Consider the following 25441-nt stretch of genomic DNA (forward strand, 5'->3'; position numbering starts at 1 on the left):
TTTTATGAGAATTCAACTCATTTTTTCGTGTTGGGGAACACCCAATTTCTTGACTTGATTTGAAATTAAAAATATAAACCTTTGCCCACTGGCTGAACGGTTTCTAACACAGTGTCAACCATGTCTTCATTAATTAGGGTTCTTATAATCCAAACTGAGAGATCTTGAGCAGCAAAACACCCTGCAGCAGTCGAGATATTTCCTTCGTTTACGAAACTTTGTTCAATAACGTCTACCTCAAATTCTTTTAGCTGTTCTACAACTGATGGATATGTAGTTGCTTTTTTGCCAGTTAATAATTTTTTAGCTCCTAGTAATAGTGAACCAGAACACATAGAGCCTATTAATTGCCTTTGAGGATCTATATGAATACTATTAAGATATTCTTGATTTTTATATAAATCTTGTACACCCTTACCACTTGCAAATATTACAGCGTCAGCAGAAGGAATATCAGATATGCTTCCTGTCATGGGAATACGTAAGCCAGATACGGATATATGAGTTTTTTCCGTTCCTAATAGTTGGACGTTCCAATCAGAAATACCGCCAACTAAACGTACACGATTTAATAAATCCCATGGTAAAAAAACATCTATATCAGTAAAGTTATCAAAACAGACTATTGCAATTTTCATTCTCTAGCCCCCCGTTATTTAAATATTGAAAACATTTTAATTATAACGATTTCAAGTGGTGGTAGCGAGGTTTAAATTTTTCAATAATCAGATATCCCACCAGTACCATCAAGCTAAAAAATTGTATCCATAAAACGAACGCCCCAAAAACAGTAAAATTGATATTTCCGGGTAAAAATCTTATTTGGGGGCGTTATAAAATTCTTAAGTTGATGGATGTGGGGTTCTACATTTTATGCCGCACTAAAACCATCCTCAATAATCAAAATTAGGTTACATAGTTTTTTCTTTTATCATCTCAACAAATCTCTGTAAAGCTGCCGAAAAAAGTACATCTTTTCTCATAATAAAATAAGTTGGTACTTTAGAATATTTCTCAGGTAAATCCGTCATAGTTAAAGATTGCTCATGGTCTTTCAAAATTGATTTGACCATGACAGCAATGCCCATGCCAGCCTTCACACAACCAATAATCGCTTCAATTGTCCCAAATTCTAATACACGCTTTGGATAAATGCCTGCTTCTTTTAACCACTTATCTACTCTATTTCGATAGTGACAACCGTTCCCAAATGCTAACATATTGACTTTATCAAGTTCTTGTAAAGTATGTAATGGTTGATAACTAATAATCGTTAGTTCTTCCTGACAAAACAAAAAAGAAGTTAAATCTGGATGATGAACATCTTCAACAATGAAAGCCCCTTCTAGTTTACGTTCAAGCACAAGTTGAGTTAGCTCAGCACTTTTATGAGTTTCTAGTACTAATTCAACCTCAGGATACTTTTCACAATAGTTTTTTAGAAGAGGAGGTAAACGGACTGCTACTGTAGAGTTAGTAGATCCAATTTTCAGCGTACCAAGAGGTTTAGATTGATTACTTTGTACTAATCTGATTGATTGCTCAGTTAGATCTAGAATTTTCCTAGTATATGTTAACAAAATCTCACCATTAGAATTTAAAGTAACTCCCTTTCCGTTCCGGTAAAATAAGGGAACTCCCAACTCATCTTCTAGTTGTTTAATTTTCATAGTCACATTTGATTGAACATAGCTTAGTGATTTCGCTGCTTTCGATATACTTCCTTCTTCGGCTACCTTTTTAAATACAGTCAAATCTTTAATATCCATACAACTCACCTCTCGTGATATCATTTTTTTTGATAGCTTCCTTCTTTATTATTCATTTTACTTGATACATATATATTCATACAATAAGAGAGGAGAGGAGGAAATGATAAAATGCAGAAACAAATAACAAGAAATGAACCCATTAGTTCTTACAAATGGATTGTCTTATTGATTGCAACTATTTCACAAACATGTGCCACGTTTGTTACATACGGGATTGGTCCTTTAGCTTCTTTATGGCAGCAAGTACATCACATATCTCAATTTCAAATAGGATTACTTGTATCAGTTGTCAATATTGGACCTATCTTCTCGATGTTATTGTTTGGAAACCTAATGGACCGACATGGCGAGAGATGGATTGTAGGAGGAGGTTCTGTCTTACTTGGAGCGAGTATGTTGTTTGCCTATCCAGCCACCAATTATACATATGTAGTTGCTATTTTACTATTTGTAGGGATTTGGTATGGAACGGCACAACCTGGGGGTAGTAAAGCTATTGTAAAATGGTTTCCTCCTCAGCGCAGAGGACTTGCAATGGGGATTCGTCAAACTGGAATTCCCATCGGAGGTGCTTTAGCTTCTAGTACACTCCCTTTCTTTTTTTATGAATATGGCCTTCCATCTGTAATACTTGTGCAAGCAATTGTAGCTATTAGTGGGGGGGTATTGTTCATTCTATTTTATCGTGAGGAGCATTCGAGCATTCAAAAAACAGAAGTGGTTTCCTTCTTTACAAAGTTAAAGAAGATACAAAGAAACTATTCTCTCTATCCTATCTTTTTAATTGGAATATCAATGATGTCGTTACAGATGGTGCTCGTTTCCCATCTAATGAGTTATCTTACAAATGAAGTTCATACAAGTCTTCATCATGCTGGAACATTATTAAGTATAGTATTGATAGGTGGAATGTTTGGGAGGATCCTTTTAGCATGGGCTAGTGATAACATATTTAAAGGAAATCGCATCATTCCATTACAAATAACTATTGTTATGACTGTCTTATTGCTCCTTTGTACGAGCTATGTCATGACTTATATGATTTTTGGGATACTTGTAATCTTGTGCTTCTTTTTTGGTTTCTTTGCTATCGGTTGGTTTAGTTTATTTATCGTTTTCGTATCGGAAAGATCAGATCCGCAATTTATTGGTTTAACTGTTAGTTTCGCTTTAACATTGAATCAATTTGCTATTGTACTTGCACCTACGTTGTTTGGTATATTTGTTGACTATTTCCATAGTTATACTGTGCCGTTTAGTATCCTAGCTTTTTTCATTGCTTTGAGTGGAATATCGTTAACCATTATCGAATATTGGAACAAACCATTACAGTAACTACTAAATTACTTAACAAACTAGATGGTACAGTTATTATAAACAAATTTTTGGTTCGATTTCTTTTAATACGACACTAGTGATAAAAAACTATAAATATCAATAAGTAAAGAGGGAGAAAAAATGTCACGTAAATTATACTTTGCACTCATTATGTTAAGCCTTATTTGGGGAGGATCTTTCTATTTTTTTAAGATTTTAGTTACGGATTTCAATCCTTTAGTAGTAGCATTTTTACGGTCAACTTTTGGAGCTATAACACTTATTGCACTTATACCATTTTTTCGCAAATCTTTTAGAGGAAACATCTCTTTTATACCTTTGTTTGCTGTCGGAATACTAAATACTTTAATTCCATGGACACTTATTTGTTTTAGTGAACAAAAAATGACTAGTAATTTAGCTTCTGTTTTAAATGCAACCCAACCATTATGGACAATGGTTTTAGGAATCTTATTATTTAGTATACATTCCAATCGCAACCAAATTATAGGTCTATTTATTGGATTCGTAGGTATTTTAATACTCTCAGATATACATTTATCAAATGTTTTTTCAGTTGATTCATTAAATTTCGTCGCAATGTTGATAGCAACTTTTTGCTATGGTTTAGCAACTCATATAACAAAGCGTTATCTTAAAGAGATGTCCATGTTCCAAATTTCTTTAGGTACATTATTAGTTGGTAGTATATGTAGTGGTGGCATAGTTCTATTTTTAGAAGAACCAATTCAAATTTTAACTAAAATATCCTGGCATCATATAGGCGCATTAATTGGAATAGGTACATTTGGATCAGGTATAGCTTATTTACTTTACTTTTACTTAATTCAAAAAGGAGGCCCTAACTTCGCATCCATATCCACATACTTAGTTCCAGTATCAGCTATTTTTTGGGGATATATTCTTTTAAATGAAAATATCAGTTGGAGATTAATCATTGGATTAGTTTTTATACTTATCGGAGTTTATATAACTAATCGTAAAATCCAGTTAAGTATTCCAGTTAAAGGTATACAAAAAGAATCCTAATTATTTAAGGCATTTTCTTATTTGCGTGTTCAAAATAAATTTTTAAAAGGAAGGTCCTCCAAATTAAAGAGCCTTCCTTTTTTTGTTCACAAATAATATTCGTAATATTCCCTCTTCTATAACAATCGATATACTAACATAGTACTACTATTTATTTGCTTTTCAGCTCGTTTTCATATAAGTTTATAAAGTTTAAATTCCTTTGTTATCACGTAATTCCACGATTGTTCCTTCAGGCGCTTTTAACTTACATAAGTGACCATTTTCTACTTGATATATAATCTCACCATTTTTCAAAACAAAATGGATGTTCAATTCTTTTAATCGTTCAACCTCTTGCTGAAGATTTTCTACCCACAAACAGAAATGGACAAGCCCTTCACTATTTGAATTGGTTACGGGTAGCTCCTCCCCCTGCTTACCCGTTTGTAATTCGATATAAAACGCACCTAACTTCAACCAGGTATTAAATGCACGTCTGTGAAAATTTGGTGACTCTTGGACAATTATAAAACCCAACGCTTTTGTATAAAATGTCAAGGTTTCTGAATATGTATTAGTTTGGATACATAGATGGTGCACATAATTTTTTGACATTAATTTTTTCTCCTTCTTCATACTGTCCTATAGTTTAATTATATTTTTTCACAACCTCATCTATTTTAACATAAATATCCAATTCTATTCAGAAAAAATCTTTCACAATATGGTCAGATTGTGGAGCAAAGAAATACTCTACAAAATATACTTTTTTATAAACAAATTAAAAATTATCAATCCTTATTATAAATGATTAGACTCTTTATAGATTATCGAACTTTATTTTAAACCAACACAAGGATGTTCCTATACAAACAAAATTTATAAATTTGTATCTATAAAATGAAAAAAACGCTATTCTATTTGTAAAAATATACAGGAAGGATGGCGTTTTTGATATGAACTTATCAATTTTTGATGAACTAGAATTGTTTTCTCAAGAGTTAAAACGATATATGTCACCTGATGCTCTAGAGAGATTATCTAAAAATGTAGGATTTGTTAAACGAAAAAGTAAATACCGCGCACAAGATTTAGTGGCCTTATGTATTTGGTTAAGTCAAAACATAGCCCGTACTTCATTGACACAACTATGCAGTCGATTAGAAGCTAACACCGGTATTTCTATGAGTCCAGAAGGATTGAATCAACGCTTTAATTCACAAGCTGTGCAGTTTTTACAACAACTCTTAGCACATTTACTTCACCAACAATTTTGCTCTTCTAGTAAGATTCCAACTTTGTATACAAACTATTTTCGTAGTATTCGTGTATTGGATTCTACACATTTTCAGGTTCCAGATAAATTTGCTTCTAGATATCAAGGTTCAGGAGGTAGTGGTCATAGTGCTGGTGTGAAAATTCAATTAGAGTACGATTTGATTAGTGGTCAATTTTTACATGTTCATGTAGGTTCGGGAAAGCAAAACGATAAAATTTATGGTTCTACTTGCTTAACGTCTCTTCAACCGCACGATGTATGTATACGTGATCTAGGATATTTCGATTTAAGAGATTTACAAACGATAGACGAGTGTGGTGCTTATTTTATTTCACGATTAAAGCTCAATACACGTATATATCGGAAGAATAGAGAACCTGAATACTTTCAAAACGGGACAATAAAAAAGCAATCTGAATACATCCAACTAGATATGGAGCAATTCATTGACCAATTACAGTCCGGTGAAACATATGAAATTCCTGAGATTTATATTGGGATGTATCAAAAACTTCCTGCAAGACTAATTCTGTACAAATTAACTGAAACGCAAATGAAACGTAGACAAAAGGATTTAGCATCTAAAGAACATAAGAAGCAAATTACCTATAAAGAACGCAGTAAGCGACTTAGTGCAATTAACTTTTACATTACAAATATTCCTTTGGAATACCTATCAAAGGAACAAGTATACGATTTCTACTCTTTACGATGGCAAATTGAACTTATTTTTAAAACGTGGAAATCATTTTTTCGTATTCATCATTGTAATTCTGTGAAATTAGAACGGCTAGAGTGTCATTTATATGGACAACTAATTAGCATCCTTCTTTGTTCCTCCACCATGTTTCAAATGCACCAATTACTCCTCATCAAGAAGAAACGAGAACTAAGCGAATATAAAGCGGTTTATATCATAAAAGATTATTTTCCACTTATTTATCAATCATTACAAAAAGACACCCAAGAATTAACAAAGATATTGTTACGTCTGTTCAATCTCTTACAGAAAAACGGACGAAAATCCCATAGGTATGAGAAGAAAACAGTCTTTGATATCTTAGGCGTCGTATACAACTTTTCTATGTCTCACAATCATGTAGCGTAATTCAAAAAATTGAAACCCGATAGGGTTTATTTGGTATGCAAATCTTTAAAGAACTTACACTGGATCTTTAGAAAAAAGAAAAAATCTCATGTGAAATTAAACTTATATAAGCTTAGCTTGATGGGTATGGGGTAGCGCCAGCATTTTGGAAAAAAACCACGCTAAGAAAAACTTTAAGCCGAAAGCCACTTTTAGATTTTAGGAAAAGTGGCTTTTTTATTTTTGTTGATAACCAATGTTTATAGAAAATGAAGTGTTATAGTCATACTTAATTTGTGGTAAAACATAATGTCGATTGCAATGGATATCCTATAAATAGGAAAGAATGAGATATCACATATGCTCTTCCGTTGTTAAGAATTCTTAAGATTTTTACTGACTGTATATTAAGATTCTCCTCGTAGTATTTTATGTAAGTTAATTTGAGAGGAGAAACAACATGGGCTTTATTCGTTTCATTCAACAATATATTAAACATCCGAGAACAGTAGGAGCTGTGATGCCTAGTTCTAAACAACTTGCTAAAAATATGGTGATCCCTATTTCTTTTGCAAACGCAAATTGTATCATTGAGTATGGACCCGGTACTGGAATATTTACGGAAGAGCTTATTCGAAATAAACATTCAAAAACAATTCTTATAGTTATTGAAGAAAATAAATTATTTTATACAGAATTGAAAAAAAAATATGGACATATGGAACGAGTGCATATTATTCATGGATCTGCTGCAAATGTAAAACGATATTTGTTGCAACATGGTATTTCAAAGGTTGACTATGTAATATCAGGACTTCCCTTTACAAGCCTTCCTGTCAAAGTATCTAAAGATATTTTAAAAAAGACAGCTCAAATCTTAGGAGAAGAGGGGGAATTTATTACGTTTCAATACACAAAAATAAAACATAAGTTTTTTCATTCTTTCTTTAATAAAATTCAAATAAAGAAAGTTTATTGGAATATTCCTCCAGCATATGTTTTTACCTGTAGTAAGTAATAACATATTTGATTTAGGAGAAGGAAAAGAAAATGGTTTTGAATACATCTTTTAACGGTTTTATAGATTTTAAGATATGGTTAATGAGTATAAATCAAAATATATAATGTTATATTATTTATTAAAAAGGAGCGGGACCATATGTTGAAGGAAAAGATACTCATTGTAGATGATGAACCTGAAATACGTAAAATTATTTCTATTTATGTAAAAAATGAAGGATATGAAGTGTTGAATGTTCCAGATGCAATTGAGGCGTTAGATATCTTAGAACACACAAAGATTGATTTGGTAATTTTAGATATTATGATGCCTAAAATGGATGGCATAGAGGCTTGCTTACAAATTAGAGAAAAACATCATATGCCTATTATTTTTTTATCTGCTAAAGGAGAAGACATCGACAAAATTCAAGGTTTAATGAGTGGAGCGGAGGATTATATTACTAAGCCCTTTAATCCTCTTGAACTCATGGCACGTATTAAATCTCAACTTCGACGATACCGGGTGTATCAGCATGAGGAAATACATTCTCATATCCTAGAAGTAGGAGATTTAAAATTAAATGAAGATACAAGACAAGTATTTATAAGAAATGAAGAAGTAAGACTGACTCCAAAAGAATTCGATATCTTAGCATTACTTGTCAGAAATAAGGGACAAGTATTTAGTATTGAAAAAATTTACGAGATGGTATGGAAAGAACCTGTTTATAAAGCGGACAATACAGTTATGGTACACATTACTAAAATTCGAGATAAAATTGAAGAAAACCCCAGACAGCCTATATATGTTAAAACTATTTGGGGAGTTGGTTATAAAATATGATTAGTCGATTGAAAAAAAAGTATACTCTTTTCTTTCCCACTCGTCTAAATATTAAATTGATATTAATTTTTATTATTTGTTTTATTGTAGCAACTATTACATTTCTTTTCATAGCTCTTCACAACAATAATTTACTTCTTTATAATGAGCAAGCAGAAAAAGAATCTAAATTAAAAGGTGTTCTGCTAGAAATTACTGAAGGATTAGAAAAAAGAAATATAAACACCAATGAAGCGAATTTAATCGTACCTTTGATTCAAGAAGTTCAACTGAATCATCCAGAAATGAATTTTTTAGTAGCAGATCCCAATAATCAAACTATCTTTCAAACAAAATATTTTGAGTCTAATAATATTAGCGCAAAAGAGTTATTAATGTATAAATTAAATTTGGATTCAAGTAGCAGTTATTCTTTTATTAAAAAATCCTTTATACTTGTATCTCCCATATCGTTTCAAAATGGAATTGGATATATTATTGTTCAATCTCCAAACCCCCACGAAATGATTATTCCATCTCAATATAATCTTAATTTTTATATTGCTTTTGGAAGTAGTATTTTTGTATTTATTCTCCTCTTCTTTATATTTATGCTTCCGATTACAAGATATATAAAGGAAATTGAACAAGGTATTCAAAGGATTGTACAAAAAGATTGGAACTACTCTATACGCGTAAAGGGAAAAGATGAACTGTCTTCGTTAGCTTCTAATGTCAATTGGATGTCTAATCAATTAAGAGAACGTTTTGAAAAAGAACGTGAAATAGAGAAGTCAAAGAGGGAATTAATTACAAATATTTCTCATGATTTACGAACACCTTTAACTTCTATAATTGGGTATTTAGGATTACTGAAGGAGAAACAATATCATGATGAAAGCGAATTGCAAAGTTACATTCATTCTACATATAGCTTGTCTATGAAGTTAAAATCTCTAATAAATGAACTATTTGAATATAACAAGTTATCCTTACCTGATGTAAAGATGAAAAATGAACGAGTTGAATTGGGAGGTTTATTGAGTCAATTGGTTGGGGAATACATTCCTATTTTTGAAAAAAATCAATTAAAAGTACAAATGCATAGCCCAATAGAACCAATTTGGGTCAATGTTGATATAGCAAAAATAGTTCGTGTATTTGATAATCTGTTATCAAATGCCGAAAAATATAGTTATAAAAATTCAGAAGTATTTGTAGAACTACAAAGAGAAAAAGATAAAGCAGTTATCAGTATTACGAATACAACGGATCCTATAGAATTTGATGAATTAGCTAAAATGTTTAATAAATTCTATCGTGTCGATAAAGCACGTTCCAGTCAAGTAAAAGGTTCTGGGATTGGTTTAGCTATTGTGAAACGGACAATTGACTTACATACAGGAAAAGTATGGGCAGAAAGCATAGGGAATCAGTTAACAATATATATTGAATTACCTCTGTTGACAGAAAAATCATTCAATTAATTAAAAGTATAATTACCTAGTTATTTATAAAAAAACGACCCTAAATGAATTTAAAGGTCGTTTTTTCTTTTTAACTAAATCACAGTATTTAACTGTTTTTTTTCTTTTTAAATACTAAGAATAAAAGGATTATGCCACTTATCACTAAAGTGTATAAACCATACTTATATACAATAGCACCTATATATTGTATATTTTGCCCGAAGTAATAACCAATTGTAAAATAGCCAAGAGTCCAAATAAAACCAGTTGTGTAAGAAAACATGGCATAGCGTAAAAAGTTCATTCTATTAATTCCAACTAGATAAGGTACAACATGTCGCACCACAGGAAGAAAATAACTGATAATTAGTGCATAGCTACCATGTTGATGAATAAGCTCAGTTGACTTTTGAATATAAGAGCCAATCTTTTTTTTCTTTGCTAAACGATCTAAGATAGGTGCACCAATTCGATAACCTAATATATATCCTAATGATAAACCAGAAACAACTCCAAGGTATGTTAGGATAAAAGTAGGCACAGTATGGAGAATATTTAATGAAGATACCATCCCTCCAGTCATAACAATAACTTCATCTGGTATAGGCATCCCCACTATTCCTAACCAGAGTGATAAGAACATGGCAGGATAACCATATTGTACAATCAAATCAAGCAAGTCATTTACATGCATAAGTAATCTCCTATTGTTTCAGGCTCAAGCCTTATTTATTAGTTAATAAGTTCAATTATTTTTATGGATTTATATTAATCGAAATATTTTGATAAATTATAAGTGAAAAACTTAAGAATTCTTAATATGGTACTTAGGATCTATGGACACAAAAATTGTAATGCTGTAAAAGACAAAACAATACAAAAAGATGTGAGTGTAAAAACTTTTCCTATAATAAAACAAAATATAGTAGAACCATCACATTGTTTATTTTCACATGTATTTTCTATACATATTTGTGGTTTTGTAAAAAACAGCACATATATAATTCCAGCCAAGTATAAAAAAGATATACATAGCCAATATCCTTTTTCAAACATAGAGATAACCTCCAAATATGCTAAATGTATTTTCTAACTGTGTTAATACTTAATTTATCTTAAAAAACTTTCCGTCACTGTCCACTATACCTATGAAACCTTAACATATTACCTGCAAAATTCTTAAGAATACTTAACAATGCAACTTCAATCTTGTATGGCTGGAATAAAGGGTGCATTTGTTTTAATAATTTATGATTTCACTCTTTAATAACAAGAGGGAATGCTTTACCTCAACACGTCCTTTCACTAAACAAAAGATTTTGTCCGGATTTCTGTAGTTCAGGAGTTGCTTTAAAATATCTCTGGATTCTACAAAAAGAAATGTAGTAACATACAAAAATATGCACGTTATGTATTTTATAAAATCCGATAAAATAGTATGAAAATTCCTAAAAATTTAGTACAAGCATCTAATACAACACAATGTCATTTGTGTTGTATTAAAACAAGAAAAGCTCTGCAAATCAGTTGCTAACGCAACACAATTTACTCTAAACAACTTATTTTTATATGCAACACAATTTAAAACATGGTGAAAATGGCTAAAAAACTCTTAACGTGGTTTTTTTCCGAAATGCTGACGATACCCCTATTAACGTTACATCGATTAGTATCAAGATCTGAACCAAAGTAAACTAGCAATTTAGGTGTAACAAAAATACGTAACAAAATTATTATGTAACAATATCTATCATGTAACGTTTTTGATACGAAAGAAATAAAAAAGGAGGAATTATATGAAATTTGGATATATGCGAGTGTCTACAATTGACCAAAACTTAGATCGCCAGGAACCACAATTAAAAGATGCTAGTTGTAAACGTATTTTTTTTTAAAAAGTAACAGGAGTCAAACGGGACCGTCCTGAGTTAAATCGTATGTTAGAATTTCTACGCCATGGCGATACAGTAGTAGTAACAGATCTAACTCGTCTTTCTCGTTCTATAAAAGATTTAATTGAAATTGCTGAACTCATTTCTCAAAAAGGAGCAAACTTGAAAAGTTTAAAAGAATCTTGGTTGAATACAACAACTGCACATGGACAAATGCTATTTACTGTTTTTGCGGGGATTGCTCAATTTGAAAGAGATTTAACCTCTGAACGAACAAAAGAAGGGATTTTGGCAGCAAAGAAACGTGGGAAACATCCTGGAAGACCGAAAACCGATGAGGAAAAAGTGAATTATGCCTTATATCTGATAGATCAAGGGGTAAGTCGTGCGGATGTTGCAGAGAAATCAGGTATCTCTCGTATGACGCTGTATCGTAAGATACAACAAAAAGATAACTAGTAAGACACAAAAATGAGGTAGAGTAGAAATAACGTATAATTATTTGCTACTTTGCCCCCTGGTTACAGCAACGCTGGTACTGGGCCTACCCCATCGCCATCAAGCTAAGCCTATACAACGTCAAGTATAGTAGAGATTATTTCTTTTTTTCTAAAAGCCAGGCTTAGAGAATCTAAAGATTTGCATGCGAAATAAACCCTTTCGGGTTTCATTTTTTGAATTAGGCCGCTTGATCATCAGAAATGGTACAATTGTAAACGACACCTAATATATCAAAGACTGTTTTTTTTCTCGTATCGATGAGATTTCCGCCCATTTTTCTGTAGGAGGTTGAACAGGCGAATGAGAATCTTTGATAGTTCTTGGGTGTCTTTCTGTATGGCTTGATAAATAAGAAGAAAATAATCTTTAATCGTATATATGGCCTTATATTCACTCAGTTCTCGTTTCTTTTTCATAAGAAGTAATTGACGCATTTGAAACATAGTAGAAGAACAGAGTAGAATGGCGATCAGTTGCCCATACAAATGGCATTCCAATCTTTCTCGTTTTATCTTTTTACAATGATGAATATGAAAGAATGATTTCCATGTTTTAAATAAAATCTCGATTTGCCAACGTAAAGAGTACCAATCATGTACTTGTCCCATCGGGACAATATCTGTAGAGGCGTTTGTCATATATACATTGATACCACTGAGACGTTTACTACGAGGGGAATACTTCATTCCTTTCTTTTTCTCTCTTACAGCTTGATCTTGCAATCGTTTTTTTTGTTGTTCTTTTGTTAGCCGATGAACAATCACACGAGTTGGTACTTTATCAGTCATTCCTACATAAGCGTCGGATATTTCATATGTTTGTCCTGGTTGAAGAGAGTTCATTAATACCTCCATATCTATCTGTATATACTCTGTACCTTTCTTTATTCTTCCATCCTGAAAATAATCAGGTGTGGGATTTTTTTGATAAATACGTGTATTGGATTTAATACGAGAGATATAGTAAGCCTTTTTATCTTATATATGTTGAAGATCTTTCAGATGAAAATAGCCTAAATCCCGAATACACAAATCATTTTCTTTCACGGTTGGAACACACAGAGAACCATAGGTTCGATCATGTTGTTTTCCTGGACCTGTATGAATATGTAAAAACTGTCCACTTAATAGATCATACTCCAATTGAATTTTTAATCCCGCTGTATGACTGCATCCTCCAGCACCTGGATAAACGCTTGAAAAGGAATTAGGTAGTTGAAATGCAGTTGAATCTAGAATACGAATACGTTTGAGAGCAGAAGTATAGGGAGAAGAAAACGATACAGATGAAGCTAATTTTTGGTTTAGTAGTTTGGCTAATATCTGTTGTAAAAAGTGAACAGCTTCCTGATTAAATCGTTGATTCAGTCCCTCAGGACTGATAAGCACTTCAGTTGATGATTCTAAACAGCTAGATAGCTGAGTTAAAGAAGTCGTAGCAACCTTTTGGCTCATCCACACACATAAAGCGATTAAATCCTTTGCTTGGTACTTACTCAGTCGCTGAACAAAACCAACATCTCTAGCAAGATCCTGTAAGGCATTTGGAGATAAAAATCTTTGAATCTCTTGAGCAAATAATTGTAATTCATCAGATATAGAAATAGACACAAAAAACGCCATCCTTTCCTATGATTCTACAGAAAGAATAGCGTATTTGTTAAGTGACAATAAAGTTGTTTAATTCTTATTGGACTAACGCGCAGTTTAGTGCAAAAATCAAAGGTAAGGGAGGATTTCCACCGTTACCTTATTTTAACTTTAGCTCTAGTATAGGGTATGGACGTCCAGAAGAATCTGTTTCCGTTTCACTTACTATAAAAAAGCCATTATTAATATAGAATTTAGTTGCACTCTTATTGTCTTTATTTACATCAACTGTTGTAATATCAAATTCTTTAATTAAAGAATTAATAATAGCTTTACCGTATCCTTTACCTATTTTATTAGGTTTTAAGAATAACATTTCTAAGTGTTGTTTATTTATAGCAGAAAAGCCAATTAAATCCTCTTTCTCATACCATAACTGAACATTAAGATGTGGGAAATATGAGGGTATTTCTTTTTTAAAATCTTCTCTATCGGTATCTCTTAAAAAATGATGAGTAGCTAAAACCGACTCTTCCCATATATTCAAAATTGTATCATAATCTTTCTGATTTGCTTTTCTATATATCATTAATATCTCTCCTTTAGTTTTAAATTATCAACTCCTTCCCAATAAGTATTTTATGATTTTCATGTTATATAGCCACGAACTTAAAATGTTCATTAATAAAACCTCCAAATAAACATTTAGATAATTGGATTATAATATCAGATCTTTATTATTTATTCAATAACTTTATTATTACTTTACAGTATTTTTTCATTTTAGGGGGTATTTTGTTTTTTTAGCTTGATAGCGATGTGGGCCTACCCCTCTTTTTTTATTCTACATAAATTCACTTTCTACTAACTAATTACTACATTACCTTTACCAACTTTAGTTAAATTATCTACAAGTTAAAATCCTCTAGTAGTGAATTTTTATACTTAGAAGATAGTACTGCCACTTCCCCCCCATCTTGCACCTCTTTATCGCTTTTCTTTTCTCTTCTAAATGATTCGAATTTTCCATACCCTTCATGAGGATTTTCTGAAAATATTGTTTGAAACATATAATCTACAATACTGTTTCTAGACTTACCCGTTGTAATTAAGTTTACTAAATCCTCATTGGGATCTACACTTGCATCCAACCACATAAACATAATATTTTCAAATGCTTCTAACCTGCTATTTAATTTTGTTATTTTACTTTTAAGTTCATGCACTTCATATTCCTTAGTTTTCATTTTCTTTTCTAATTTTTTATTTCTGTCTAAACACGTCCTTAATTTTGATTCATTCGTCTTTAATGTTCTTTTCAATGCTTCTTTATTCCTTGAATTCCCTTTATAAAACTTCTCTATCACTTGCTCCGTATCAATTACCTTTTCACTTTCCGTATAATTGATATTTAATGTATATTTATATACTTGATTCGCACTGTCAATTGCAATACGCCCCTGTCTTCCCTCCTTTCTCCAGAAATCTTCACTAAATTTAATTTCAATATCCCCTCTTTTATACAATTCAAGGTAAAATCTATATATATCCATATACTTAATTAATCCAGTTATCTTTCTTTCCTGTGTAAATTTATAAATAAGTTCCTTAATTAGCTCTTGAGAATAAACCTTTGGTTTTCTTCCCCTTTTATTTTGATTTATTTTCATAATTAAAACCTCACAATGATAAATGATTTAATTTTTGTTTCTTTTTTAACACATAATCTAGTTGCTTAGCCGTTTCTTTCAAATCTTTTGAAAACGTTGTATTATGAACTGAAAATTGAATATCACTCGTGTGCTTAATTGCCTGCAAGTGTAGATTTCTCAATGTATGCATTAAATCACTTATTTCTTTTTCATTTTCTCGCATTTTTAATTCTAGTAAATGATATTTACTATATAGTTCAGACTCACTAATTCTCCAATCGTTACACATGTAACATTCATCCACCTGGCAGTATTGAAGAGGATCCGTACAATAGCCAAGATCCAACATCCTTTTATGTCCACTTTTGGCAGGACGTAATACAAACTTCTCTTTAAACTTCTCATCTATTTTGATATTACTTGTTTTTCCTAAACCTACTGCTTTTTTGAATCGATTTTCTTGTAAGTTAAACCTAAGCATAAGTTGCAATACTTCGGTATCAACCCAATACTCAGTATGTTGATGATAGTGATATTGAGTTTGAATATTTATATGTCCACCTAATCTAGCTATTTCTACAGGATGATACCCTTGCCTCATTAAATTTAAAAATGCAAAATGCCTTGTATCATTCGCACGAATCTTTTGAGAAATCTCCATCTTACTACTTGAAGGCCTAGATGAACTTCTAAGCTTTACATTTTCTTCTTCATCACTTGGCGGTTTAAATGTATATCCATAATGCTTAAATATAATATCTTCATGAAAGTGTTCTAATAAAGTATATAAGTTTTCAACAGTGAATCGCTTTTTATTCAACTTGAGCTTTTCGGATTTAATAGGTATTGATAAATAAGAAATAAGTGTCTCCGATACTCCAAATTCTTGAGTTTCTTTGATGTATTCGGAAATCATATGATACAATTCCTCTGGAATATAAATATTATCTATTATTTGTATTCCCCTAATATTCTGTTTTAATTTTGTTCTAGGAAGTCTTATATAAGTTTCACCATCATCTATAAATAAACAATCCCTCTCAATGTTACAAAATTCTGATGGCCTCATTGGTATAAGATTACTCAGTGTCCACCAAATATAAAGTGGGAAGTACATGTAATATGCATTTTTATCTTCCAATTTCACTATATAATCTTCTAAAATAAGGGAAAATTTTAAAACATCATGAGAAGGTGGCAGCCTTCTAATTGTCTGAGGTACTTTTAATCCCTTTTTTATTTCTAAAAACATTTCTATATATTTACCATCCCTATCAATTGCTGAATAATAATCAATAAAATTTAGTACTGCAATACAGTTATATAACCTCCTTAATACATTCTTTTCTGCAAGGTCGTCCTTAACATCATTTATTTTATCTAATTCAAAAACATTCGAAATCATTATAATCCTCTTTAAAGCTAAAAAGTGTTCCCGAACCGTACTCGCTTTATATTTTTCTATCAATCGTGCAACCCAACATTTTATAATTGATAACAGCCTTTCAGAAATTCTACTATGTATAGCTAGAGAATTAAAATCCACTGCTGCTCTTTGTTGTTCTAGCTCCTTTGTTAAAATCCATACGTTATCCTCAAATTTACATTCACTTAAAAAATTTAGCATTTGTTCTTTTTCTAATATCTCTTTAGATATATCAATAGATGTTTCTAACTCAAAATAATCTTCAGAAAATTCTTCAATCCCCTCAAAATCTTTTATATTGATGTCAACAACCACTTACATCCTTCCTTTCTTTTCAATAGATGAATGTATATATGGATTAGGTAATTCACTTATATTTCTTTTTAAATTCTCATAGCCACTCTCTATAAATTCATTTAAAACATCTTCTCCAAACTTTTCTTTTGCCTCTTTTAGTAAAATCATATCCCGTAATAATAGATTTGCTAATCTTGTTTTCTCTCCTTCACTACAATTACGTGTTATTTTTTCTTTGTATTCTTTTACCCTTTTTACTACTCTTGCACTAATAGTTGAGAGGGCATAAAAATGTGGTATGGCAAATGGACACATATCACACTTTATTTCTTCAAATTCACACTTCCTAAATATACACTGATAATTTTCTTCCTTCGCCGGCATTTGACCTAGTGTTATGAAATGAAAGGTATTTTGAATGTTTTCTTTAGATACCGATTCAAGGTACTCTAATAATGTCTTTTTTTCTTCAGTTATCCTATTTAAATATCCAGCAATACCCTCAATTTTATAAATATCACCCATTATACTTTTAGTTAGTAAGGCCCTTACAGTTCTCTTCTCTCGTTCTTTTGGTGGCTCTCCTAGAAGAATACTCGCCATCATGTCATATGTATATCCAAAATAACCTACATCAAATAATTGCTTTGTCATAAAATTAAGATGTTCTTGTGGAATATCAACATATATATTTGTGATTTCTATATTAGAATGCGTTCGAACATATTTCGTTATTTCTAATGGATTTCGATCAGTTGTCTTTTTTATTACATCATACATATAACTAATCAATGTCCTATTCATCTTTAAAGAAGAAAATATAAATTCATTACAATATCCTTCAAAAAATGTATTACGTGTTCTATTCCTAAATTTGTTCCCCTTAAAATTAATTAAGTGCTCACTTTGAGGACTCACAATTTGGCACCTTAATTCGCAAAGGATTATAGCATAGGCTAACGGAATGATTAGTTCTTGCGAACACAAGAAATAACGTCTTTTCCCTGTTTTTGAATGAATAAATTTTTTCAATTTAACTTGATTTATAATGCCTTGGGCTATTTCAATCGTTAATTTATTTTCTTCAAGCCACTTTAAACTGGCTATACCTAGTTTCTTCAAATCTACACGAGGAAATTCTAAAATATCCTTATGCCTCCATGCATTATTTAAATGTAATAGAACATACAACCAAGCTGATTCATACCTAGAATAGCCCAAATCACCATGTATAACTTTTTTCACATCCATTATTGCTTTCTTTTTATGCATTTCTGTATTAATTGTATAGTTGTATAATGAGATGTAACCTTCTATTTTATAAATACTTTTTTCTTTTCTTTTTGTTTTTCGCTTCTTACTATACTTATAGTTTAACTCTTCAACATGAAGTTTCTTTATATGACTGTTATTTAATTCTTTCAAAAAACCATATAACCACTTTTGGTATTCACCTGAAACATTTTCATTAAAAATACTTAAATTTAATTCCTTTATAGAAAAATTAAATATTTCTTTTTCCCTTGTTAATCCCACTAATATTTTTGAACATTCAATCAATTGATGTAAATATGTTTGTATTGTTTCTTGATGTGCACGAGATTTTGTTAATTTAGATTTTACATAAGCTAACCAATACTTTTCAGTATCCAATGATTTTTCAGAGAAAAACAATTCATACATATGTACTAGTTCACGGAAATTATCAAAAACAGAGGAGGATAAATTTCTTTTCAGGTTTAATATGTACTCACTTTTTTCCCTTTTTTCAAGGTATCTCTCCAATTTTTTTTTTGAGTACACTGCCTGTATATTTTTTTTATATTCTTTTATCCTCGCAATATGAGGGAATTTTATTTTTGCGTAATCTAATATCTGATATCGACGAAGGGTGTTGATACTCAGCTCTATCTCCGTTCTTATCTCTGCTTCTGTATAATATTTTTCTTTTATGTTCTTATATACCCTTGCTTGCAGTATCTTTAATTTTTCTACATCTTTTATTGAAAATAAGCCTGTATTGGAATCTGATGAAATTTTATAAAATGTAAGTACTTCTTCTAAAGAAACCATTCCAATATTCAATATTTTCATTATTTCGTTTTTAGAATATCCATGACGTTCTTCTTTTAATTTTTTATATGTATATACATCATCTTTTTTGACAAATATTAAATTATACATATGATTTATTTCTTTTATATCTATACCTTGAATTCTTAAGTTCCGGATTGCCCTAACTGGTAACACGTTCATAATTTTGGCAGCATCTAAAATATTCAAATAATTATCTCTGAACGTTTTCACATCCTTCCTACTCAGAAAATAATTTGTGTTGTTTACCCTATATTCTCCACAATTATAAAATTCTATATTTACAGAATTCGCAAACTTTATGATTTTATGATTCAGCGCCTGACCATTGTACGGAAATGAATATCCTATTTCATCCATAAACTCCCTAAAGGTCATATATCTTTTTTTGAGCTGGTCAATTTCTTCTACATACTTAATGATATCTTGTTCACGATAAAGAATTCTCTCATCTATTATGTGTGCTGGTATTTTTCCTTTATCTACTAACTTCTTCATTTTTTTAGGAGTAAATCCATACCCTTTATATGTAACCATAACTTTATTGCAACTTAATAACTCATTACTCATAATATTCAACCTTCCTTAGTTCATTTATATACTCCTTTGCTATGGAAGCTTCTTTACATTCATAATGTTGTTTCAATTTATTAACAGCTATTTCCATGTTTTCTAAAGCTGTTTTTTCTTCAACATAAGCTAAAGCAGATTCTATACTACGATCACCTCTTGCAATTGCAATTTCTAGAACACTCATTCCTATATCCAGCAAAAAATTAGTAAAAACTCCTCTACAAATATGGGTAGACCAACTATTTTCAAATAAATATTCAAAATCCTCTATATTCCCTTCTTTACTCAATACTTCAAGAAACTTACCTTTAACTTTATTGAATTTCTGATAATATTGTTTCCCCGATATGGGCTTTCCAGTTCTCATTGAAATAAATAGTGCTTTTTCATTTTTTAAAAGCCCTATTTTTTCTAATCTATTTAATCTTTCAAAATGTTTTTGGTATAAAGATGATAATAAACTACTAATCAATATGGATTGGTTTCTAGGGTTTTTTACCTGTTCATGAATTGTACTTTTTTTATTTTGAAATATTAATTCTCTATTATCTCTTACTTCTATAATCAATCCACTTTTTCCATAGCTCCCTTGGGGTTTTAAGCTAGTTCTTAGGAGGTTTACAACTTCTCCCTTTCTCAGTCCCCCAAATAATTGCAAACAAATTCCAAATGCAATATCCTCTGCAATTTGTTCTGCTACTCTAATTAACTTTACAGCTAAATTATATCGATTTTTCCCAAAATCAACTATCCTATTATCAACAATTTCATCTCTTCTATTAGGATATAGAGTTCCTAATTCCAAATCATTAAAAGGAGACACCTTTACAGTTCGAGCATTGCCTTTATAGCTACTAAGTTTATATTTTAATTCAAAATCTTTTTCAATTATATTCTGTTTTTGCAGCCAATAATAAAACTCAATTAAATAATTCTCCATTCTATACACATAAGAACCTTTAATTTCACCACGTTTAGACCTAATTGTCTGATAAGATATATATTTTGCCCCGTGGAGTACAGTTAAGCCTTTTATACCTTCTTGCTGAAGCGATAAAAAGTCCTCATCATTTTCTTTAGTACGCTCTATAACAAAATTTAAAAACTTACACACTTCACTTGCAGCATTCCTTTGACTACTTAAAGACTGTGATCTCCTTCCATAAACACCCTTAATAAAATTAGTTAAGGGTGTTGGCAAAACCACTTCTCTGTGTAAATCATATAGACCAATTCCAACTGCTTGTTTAAAGTTTAGTATCCCTTTATCAAATTCTGCAGCCTTGTATTCCCTCACTCTAAAAATAAAACTATTTACAACGTCCACCTTCTATATCCCCCCTAAAATAGTACTCCACATTAATGTAAAGGCTTACAATTAATAAATTTAATTTTAACACATATTTTTATTAACTGGGGAAATAAAAAGCCTTTAACATATTGCTGTTAAAGGCTTTTTAAAAGAGAATATTCTATAATGATAATTTCCACCTAAATATGTTATACAAATGCAAAAACCAGCTGCAGATAAGAAAGATAAATAAATCAGCATAAGTAGTGCGTGTAGACTAAATGTAAATGGCATTACTCCAACTTGTAAAGCCCCTATACATAATAATCCTATAGAACCAAAAATCATTTGGTATGCTGTCATATAGCCAACATCTAATGTTTTACTACCTTCTTTTGCTAATATGTTTCCATATGAATACAGCATTGCTGCACTAAGAAGTAATAAGCTTCCGATTCCAAAATGAAATGATAAGCTACCATCACTCGGCACATTTACTAAAATGACGCCACAAAAACCAATCGATACCCCAATTAATTTTCTCATATTAAGAGCATCATCTTTATATACAAAATGGGCAAGTAAAATTTGAAAGAATGATGATGTCCCTGAAATGATAGCTCCTTCAATCCCCGAACTATAACTCATTCCAATATAAAAACAGATATATTGAAGAAACGTTTGGAATAAACCAATTTGTATTAACTGTTTCCCCGTTCCTTTTTTGAAGCTCATATTTTTCCCTAACACTTTAAAAAAGAATAAAAGCATTACCCCAGATAACAAGAAACGATAACCAGCAAATAATATTTGCTCTCCAACTTCTTGTGGTTGAATTCCAAGTTCAACATAACTTAATTTAATAAAAGGAAATGCGCTTCCCCATAAAAAAGTTGCTACTATTGCAGCAATAAATACGCCAATCGGATGGGTAAAAAATTTCTCTGTCTTCACTTGTTGTCTTCCTTTCCGATCTTTTATGAACAATATTCATATATACCAGAGGAATTGCGAAAACACAAGTTTTCCGTTTATACTTGAAACAAAACCGTACCATCTCATAAAAACATATGATATACTATAGAATAATTACAATATAATAACGATTAAAAACAGATTCAACAGAAATGCTGCTATCCATTATGGATGGCAGCTTTCGTCGTTTTATAGGGGTTTCGATTTTGATTATTTTTCTCAATAAGAATTCGGAAGGAGCGAGTAGTAATGAACTCAGAAGTAAAAACGTTACAGGCAAAAGAAGCAATTTCCCATCCCTCTTTATGGGACACATTAAAAAAACATTATGAACTTGTATTTGCATTGGCATCTGGTATTTTTATTTTAGCTGGCTGGCTATTCACAAAGAACGATGCAATGAATGTAGGTATTACTTGCTATATCCTTGCTTATATAGTTGGTGGATATGCAAAAGCGAAAGAAGGAATTGAAGATACGATTGAAGAAAAAGAGCTAAATGTTGAAATGCTAATGCTCTTTGCAGCTATCGGTGCTGCAATTATTGGCTACTGGGCAGAAGGGGCTATTTTAATCTTCATCTTTGCACTCAGCGGTGCTATGGAATCTTATACGTTAAGTAAGAGCCAAAAAGAAATTTCCGCTCTTCTTGACTTACAACCTGAAGAAGCATTACGTATTTCCACAGGAACTGAGGAACGTGTTCCTGTTGGAGAGTTACAAATTAACGACATTATTTTAATTAAACCAGGTGAACGTGTTCCTGCTGACGGTACGATTCATAACGGTGAAACAAATATCGATGAGGCAGCAATCACAGGAGAACCTATTCCAAATGAGAAAAGACATGGCGATGAAGTATTTGCCGGTACTGTAAATTTACGTGGTGCTATCGAAGTTAAAATTACGAAGCCGAGCGATCAAACATTATTCCAAAAGATTATCCGTCTCGTCCAAAGTACACAAAGTGAAAAATCACCATCACAACTATTCATCGAAAAGTTTGAAGGAACATACGTAAAAGGTGTACTACTCGTTGTTGCGCTTATGATGTTCGTTCCTCATTTCTTACTTGACTGGAGCTGGAATGAAACGTTTTATCGCGCTATGATCTTACTTGTAGTCGCATCTCCTTGTGCACTCGTAGCTGCCATTACACCAGCTACGTTATCAGCCATTTCTAACGGAGCGAGAAACGGTATTCTCTTTAAAGGCGGTATACATTTAGAACGCCTTGCTTCTGTGAAAGCAATCGCGTTTGATAAAACAGGAACATTAACAGAAGGTAAACCTACCGTAACAGATGTATATGTTCGAGAAAATATAACAGAAAAAGAAGTACTTTCTATTACAGCATCAATTGAAAGTCACTCTACACATCCTTTAGCTGAATCCATTGTTAAATATGCACAACATGCGTACGACATTATATTAAAAAAACCAGAAAAGGTTGAAGATGTAACTGGTTTTGGTCTAAAAGGAAGATTGGAAAACAGCGCTTATAAAATAGGTAAAGCTGATTTTATCGGTGAAGAAACAAAGACATTTCATAATGGTATTTCTGCCTCACTTGAAAAAGAAGGTAAAACTGTCGTTTATATTAGTGATGAGGGAGGCATTCTTGGACTTATCGCTTTAAAAGATACGCTTCGCCAAGAAACAATAGCTGCTATTCGTGATTTACAAAGCATTGGTGTCGAAGCAATTATGATTACTGGAGATAATGAAGAAACGGCAAAAGCAATTGCCTCTGAAAGTAATATAAAGGAATATTACGCATCATGCTTACCAGAAACAAAAGTTGAAACGATTAAAAAGTTAAAAGAAAAATACGGTACAGTAGCAATGGTCGGAGACGGTATAAATGATGCACCAGCACTAGCTACTGCTAGCATTGGTGTAGCAATGGGAGAAGGAACAGACGTAGCTTTAGAAACTGCGGATGTTGTACTGATGAAGAACGAATTATCTCGACTTTCTCAAGCGATCCGTCTATCAAAACGAATGAACCGTATTGTGAAGCAAAACGTAATCTTTTCGCTAGCTGTAATTGCACTACTAATTTGTTCGAATTTTTTACAATTTTTAGCTCTTCCATTCGGTGTTATTGGCCATGAAGGAAGTACGATTCTTGTCATTTTGAATGGCTTACGATTATTAAAAGGAAACAAATAAAACGGGTCCCTCATAAAGGACCCGCTTTTTTTTAATGGTAGCTATTATGCCCATTCGCACTGCTACTCGTTTTATGCTTTGGATGCGAACTGCTTTTTTGTTTATTGTTATTTTTATTATTATGGTTCTTTTTATTATTACTCATGAAATATCCCCCCTGTTCCCTATTATTATGGAACAAGAGCTCACTTTTCATTACGGGAATTATTGTCACCCGTTCTATAATGATGGAGTAAACCATTAATTTCACCGCCAAGTAAAATTACCCATCCAGTTAAATAAAACCATAACATTAAAATAATGATACCACCGAGACCACCATATGTATTGGCGTAATTTGCAAACTTATCTACATAATAAGCAAATGAGTACGATACCACAATCCATCCTACAGTAGCAAATAACGCCCCTGAAATAACTTCTCTTCTTTTTAATTTTCGATCTGGTGCAAATGTATATAAAAAACTAAACAATGCAAATAACACGAAGAAACTCGCTACTAATCGTGTAATGCTCCATACGAAAGAGAAACTATCTGATAAACCGAGTGCTTTAAACACTGCTGCTCCAATAACTTGTCCGAATACTGGGACAATTAACGCAAAGACAATCATAAAAATGATAGCTAATGTAAACACAATTGATAACGCTCTTGTTGTAATAAAAGAACGTGTTTCCTTCACATCATAAGCGCGGTTAAAAGCATTCATAACCGCATTAACACCATTTGAGGCAAACCATAACATAGATAATAAACCAAACGATAATAAACCACCATTTTGCTGGTTTACAACTTTATCTACATTTACCTCAATTAAGTTCATTGCATCATCTGGTACATAAACCTCTAATAAACTAAGCACATCCTCTGTTTGAATGGGGATAAATCCAAGAAGCGTAATTAAGAAAACGAGCCCAGGAAAAATTGCAAGCAAGAAGAAATAAGCGAGCTGTGCTGCCAAGCCCGCTACATCATCACGCATCGTCCGGTCATATAAATCTTTACCAAACGAATAAGTACGATTTCTTCTCACCTTTTCTAAAATTTTTCTCATATATGTTTAAACGCTTTTCTTCTCTTCTTTATCTTGCTTTAACTCAATGTACGCTTCAGTTTTTTTTTCCACTGCATTTGAGTCTTTTATAAATAATTCACGCGCTTCTTTCATACCACCATCTTCAGCAACTACTGGCT

General features: G+C 31.7%; 19 protein-coding genes and 2 pseudogenes. 8 read left to right on the forward strand and 13 right to left on the reverse strand.

What is annotated here, in order from left to right; all coding sequences use genetic code 11:
* Positions 1-65: 65 nt before the first annotated feature.
* Together MR167_RS17305 and MR167_RS17310 are read right to left on the reverse strand one after the other, a co-directional pair.
* Positions 66-638: a DJ-1/PfpI family protein gene (locus MR167_RS17305; RefSeq protein ID WP_242315097.1), complete on the reverse strand. Its 573-nt coding sequence runs from the start codon at positions 636-638 to the stop codon at positions 66-68.
* Positions 639-911: 273 nt separating this feature from the next.
* Positions 912-1769 (reverse strand): LysR family transcriptional regulator, encoded by an 858-nt coding sequence (locus tag MR167_RS17310; protein WP_242315123.1) that lies wholly within the window; start codon positions 1767-1769, stop codon positions 912-914.
* Positions 1770-1880: 111 nt separating this feature from the next.
* Between MR167_RS17310 and MR167_RS17315 the strand changes: the two genes are divergently transcribed.
* Both MR167_RS17315 and MR167_RS17320 read left to right on the forward strand, forming a co-directional pair.
* Positions 1881-3107, forward strand: a complete 1227-nt coding sequence (locus MR167_RS17315; protein WP_242315099.1) for an MFS transporter — start codon at positions 1881-1883, stop codon at positions 3105-3107.
* Positions 3108-3230: 123 nt separating this feature from the next.
* Positions 3231-4139 (forward strand): DMT family transporter, encoded by a 909-nt coding sequence (locus MR167_RS17320; protein WP_242315101.1) that lies wholly within the window; start codon positions 3231-3233, stop codon positions 4137-4139.
* Between the two features lie 192 nt (positions 4140-4331).
* Here MR167_RS17320 and MR167_RS17325 read toward each other — a convergent pair whose 3' ends face one another.
* The gene (locus MR167_RS17325; RefSeq protein ID WP_242315103.1) at positions 4332-4736 is read right to left on the reverse strand and encodes a VOC family protein; all 405 of its coding nucleotides are present in this window, start codon (positions 4734-4736) and stop codon (positions 4332-4334) included.
* A gap of 341 nt (positions 4737-5077) precedes the next feature.
* Here MR167_RS17325 and MR167_RS17330 point away from each other — a divergent pair, with 341 nt between their 5' ends.
* The 4 genes from MR167_RS17330 (at position 5078) to MR167_RS17345 (ending at position 9799) form a co-directional block, all read left to right on the forward strand.
* The gene (locus tag MR167_RS17330) at positions 5078-6508 is read left to right on the forward strand and encodes an IS4 family transposase (RefSeq protein ID WP_242315105.1); all 1431 of its coding nucleotides are present in this window, start codon (positions 5078-5080) and stop codon (positions 6506-6508) included.
* 439 nt (positions 6509-6947) lie between these two features.
* The gene (locus MR167_RS17335) at positions 6948-7505 is read left to right on the forward strand and encodes a class I SAM-dependent methyltransferase (RefSeq protein ID WP_242315106.1); all 558 of its coding nucleotides are present in this window, start codon (positions 6948-6950) and stop codon (positions 7503-7505) included.
* Positions 7506-7649: 144 nt separating this feature from the next.
* Positions 7650-8333 carry a response regulator transcription factor gene (locus tag MR167_RS17340; RefSeq protein WP_242315126.1) on the forward strand — a complete coding sequence of 228 codons (684 nt, stop codon included), beginning with the start codon at positions 7650-7652 and terminating at the stop codon, positions 8331-8333.
* The gene (locus tag MR167_RS17345) at positions 8330-9799 is read left to right on the forward strand and encodes a sensor histidine kinase (RefSeq protein WP_242315108.1); all 1470 of its coding nucleotides are present in this window, start codon (positions 8330-8332) and stop codon (positions 9797-9799) included. Before MR167_RS17340 ends, MR167_RS17345 begins: the two co-directional genes overlap by 4 nt.
* Before the next feature lie 88 nt (positions 9800-9887).
* Here the strand turns inward: MR167_RS17345 and MR167_RS17350 are convergent, their stop codons facing one another.
* Positions 9888-10475 (reverse strand): DedA family protein, encoded by a 588-nt coding sequence (locus tag MR167_RS17350; RefSeq protein ID WP_242315110.1) that lies wholly within the window; start codon positions 10473-10475, stop codon positions 9888-9890.
* Positions 10476-11577: 1102 nt separating this feature from the next.
* On the opposite strand from MR167_RS17350, the pseudogene MR167_RS17355 reads away from it, so the two are divergent.
* A pseudogene (locus MR167_RS17355) lies at positions 11578-12132 on the forward strand (recombinase family protein).
* Positions 12133-12352: 220 nt separating this feature from the next.
* Here the strand turns inward: MR167_RS17355 and MR167_RS17360 are convergent.
* The 7 genes and pseudogenes from MR167_RS17360 to MR167_RS17390 form a co-directional block, all read right to left on the reverse strand.
* Positions 12353-13784: pseudogene (locus MR167_RS17360) on the reverse strand (IS4 family transposase).
* 139 nt (positions 13785-13923) lie between these two features.
* The gene (locus MR167_RS17365; protein ID WP_242315112.1) at positions 13924-14352 is read right to left on the reverse strand and encodes a GNAT family N-acetyltransferase; all 429 of its coding nucleotides are present in this window, start codon (positions 14350-14352) and stop codon (positions 13924-13926) included.
* Between the two features lie 319 nt (positions 14353-14671).
* Positions 14672-15433, reverse strand: a complete 762-nt coding sequence (locus MR167_RS17370; RefSeq protein ID WP_242315114.1) for a hypothetical protein — start codon at positions 15431-15433, stop codon at positions 14672-14674.
* 10 nt (positions 15434-15443) lie between these two features.
* The gene (locus MR167_RS33370) at positions 15444-17156 is read right to left on the reverse strand and encodes a site-specific integrase (protein ID WP_242315116.1); all 1713 of its coding nucleotides are present in this window, start codon (positions 17154-17156) and stop codon (positions 15444-15446) included.
* Positions 17157-19802, reverse strand: coding sequence for a helix-turn-helix domain-containing protein (locus tag MR167_RS17380; protein ID WP_242315118.1), 2646 nt, complete (start codon positions 19800-19802; stop codon positions 17157-17159).
* Positions 19795-21132, reverse strand: a complete 1338-nt coding sequence (locus tag MR167_RS17385) for a hypothetical protein (protein WP_242315120.1) — start codon at positions 21130-21132, stop codon at positions 19795-19797. The genes MR167_RS17380 and MR167_RS17385 overlap by 8 nt, the downstream gene beginning before the upstream one ends.
* 105 nt (positions 21133-21237) lie before the next feature.
* Positions 21238-22050 carry a DMT family transporter gene (locus MR167_RS17390; RefSeq protein ID WP_242315121.1) on the reverse strand — a complete coding sequence of 271 codons (813 nt, stop codon included), beginning with the start codon at positions 22048-22050 and terminating at the stop codon, positions 21238-21240.
* Positions 22051-22320: 270 nt separating this feature from the next.
* On the opposite strand from MR167_RS17390, the gene MR167_RS17395 reads away from it, so the two are divergent.
* Positions 22321-24246 carry a heavy metal translocating P-type ATPase gene (locus MR167_RS17395; protein WP_242315122.1) on the forward strand — a complete coding sequence of 642 codons (1926 nt, stop codon included), beginning with the start codon at positions 22321-22323 and terminating at the stop codon, positions 24244-24246.
* 185 nt (positions 24247-24431) lie between these two features.
* On the opposite strand, the gene MR167_RS17400 is transcribed toward MR167_RS17395, so the two are convergent.
* On the reverse strand, positions 24432-25301 hold the full coding sequence (locus tag MR167_RS17400) for a YihY/virulence factor BrkB family protein (protein ID WP_001226537.1): 870 nt from the start codon (positions 25299-25301) through the stop codon (positions 24432-24434).
* Positions 25302-25307: 6 nt separating this feature from the next.
* On the reverse strand, positions 25308-25441 hold a 134-nt coding region (locus MR167_RS17405), incomplete at its 5' end, for a DUF4075 domain-containing protein (RefSeq protein ID WP_242315128.1).

The organism is Bacillus cereus group sp. BfR-BA-01355, from assembly GCF_022663675.1.
GTDB classification, from domain to species: Bacteria; Bacillota; Bacilli; order Bacillales; family Bacillaceae_G; genus Bacillus_A; species Bacillus_A thuringiensis_S.

Coding starts and splice junctions, on each gene's coding strand:
- MR167_RS17305 (WP_242315097.1), bottom strand. CDS start 638: ATGAAAATTGCAATAGTCTGTTTTGATAACTTTACTGATATAGATGTT.
- MR167_RS17310 (WP_242315123.1), bottom strand. CDS start 1,769: ATGGATATTAAAGATTTGACTGTATTTAAAAAGGTAGCCGAAGAAGGA.
- MR167_RS17315 (WP_242315099.1), top strand. CDS start 1,881: ATGCAGAAACAAATAACAAGAAATGAACCCATTAGTTCTTACAAATGG.
- MR167_RS17320 (WP_242315101.1), top strand. CDS start 3,231: ATGTCACGTAAATTATACTTTGCACTCATTATGTTAAGCCTTATTTGG.
- MR167_RS17325 (WP_242315103.1), bottom strand. CDS start 4,736: ATGTCAAAAAATTATGTGCACCATCTATGTATCCAAACTAATACATAT.
- MR167_RS17330 (WP_242315105.1), top strand. CDS start 5,078: ATGAACTTATCAATTTTTGATGAACTAGAATTGTTTTCTCAAGAGTTA.
- MR167_RS17335 (WP_242315106.1), top strand. CDS start 6,948: ATGGGCTTTATTCGTTTCATTCAACAATATATTAAACATCCGAGAACA.
- MR167_RS17345 (WP_242315108.1), top strand. CDS start 8,330: ATGATTAGTCGATTGAAAAAAAAGTATACTCTTTTCTTTCCCACTCGT.
- MR167_RS17350 (WP_242315110.1), bottom strand. CDS start 10,475: ATGCATGTAAATGACTTGCTTGATTTGATTGTACAATATGGTTATCCT.
- MR167_RS17365 (WP_242315112.1), bottom strand. CDS start 14,352: ATGATATATAGAAAAGCAAATCAGAAAGATTATGATACAATTTTGAAT.
- MR167_RS17370 (WP_242315114.1), bottom strand. CDS start 15,433: ATGAAAATAAATCAAAATAAAAGGGGAAGAAAACCAAAGGTTTATTCT.
- MR167_RS17380 (WP_242315118.1), bottom strand. CDS start 19,802: ATGAGTAATGAGTTATTAAGTTGCAATAAAGTTATGGTTACATATAAA.
- MR167_RS17395 (WP_242315122.1), top strand. CDS start 22,321: ATGAACTCAGAAGTAAAAACGTTACAGGCAAAAGAAGCAATTTCCCAT.
- MR167_RS17400 (WP_001226537.1), bottom strand. CDS start 25,301: ATGAGAAAAATTTTAGAAAAGGTGAGAAGAAATCGTACTTATTCGTTT.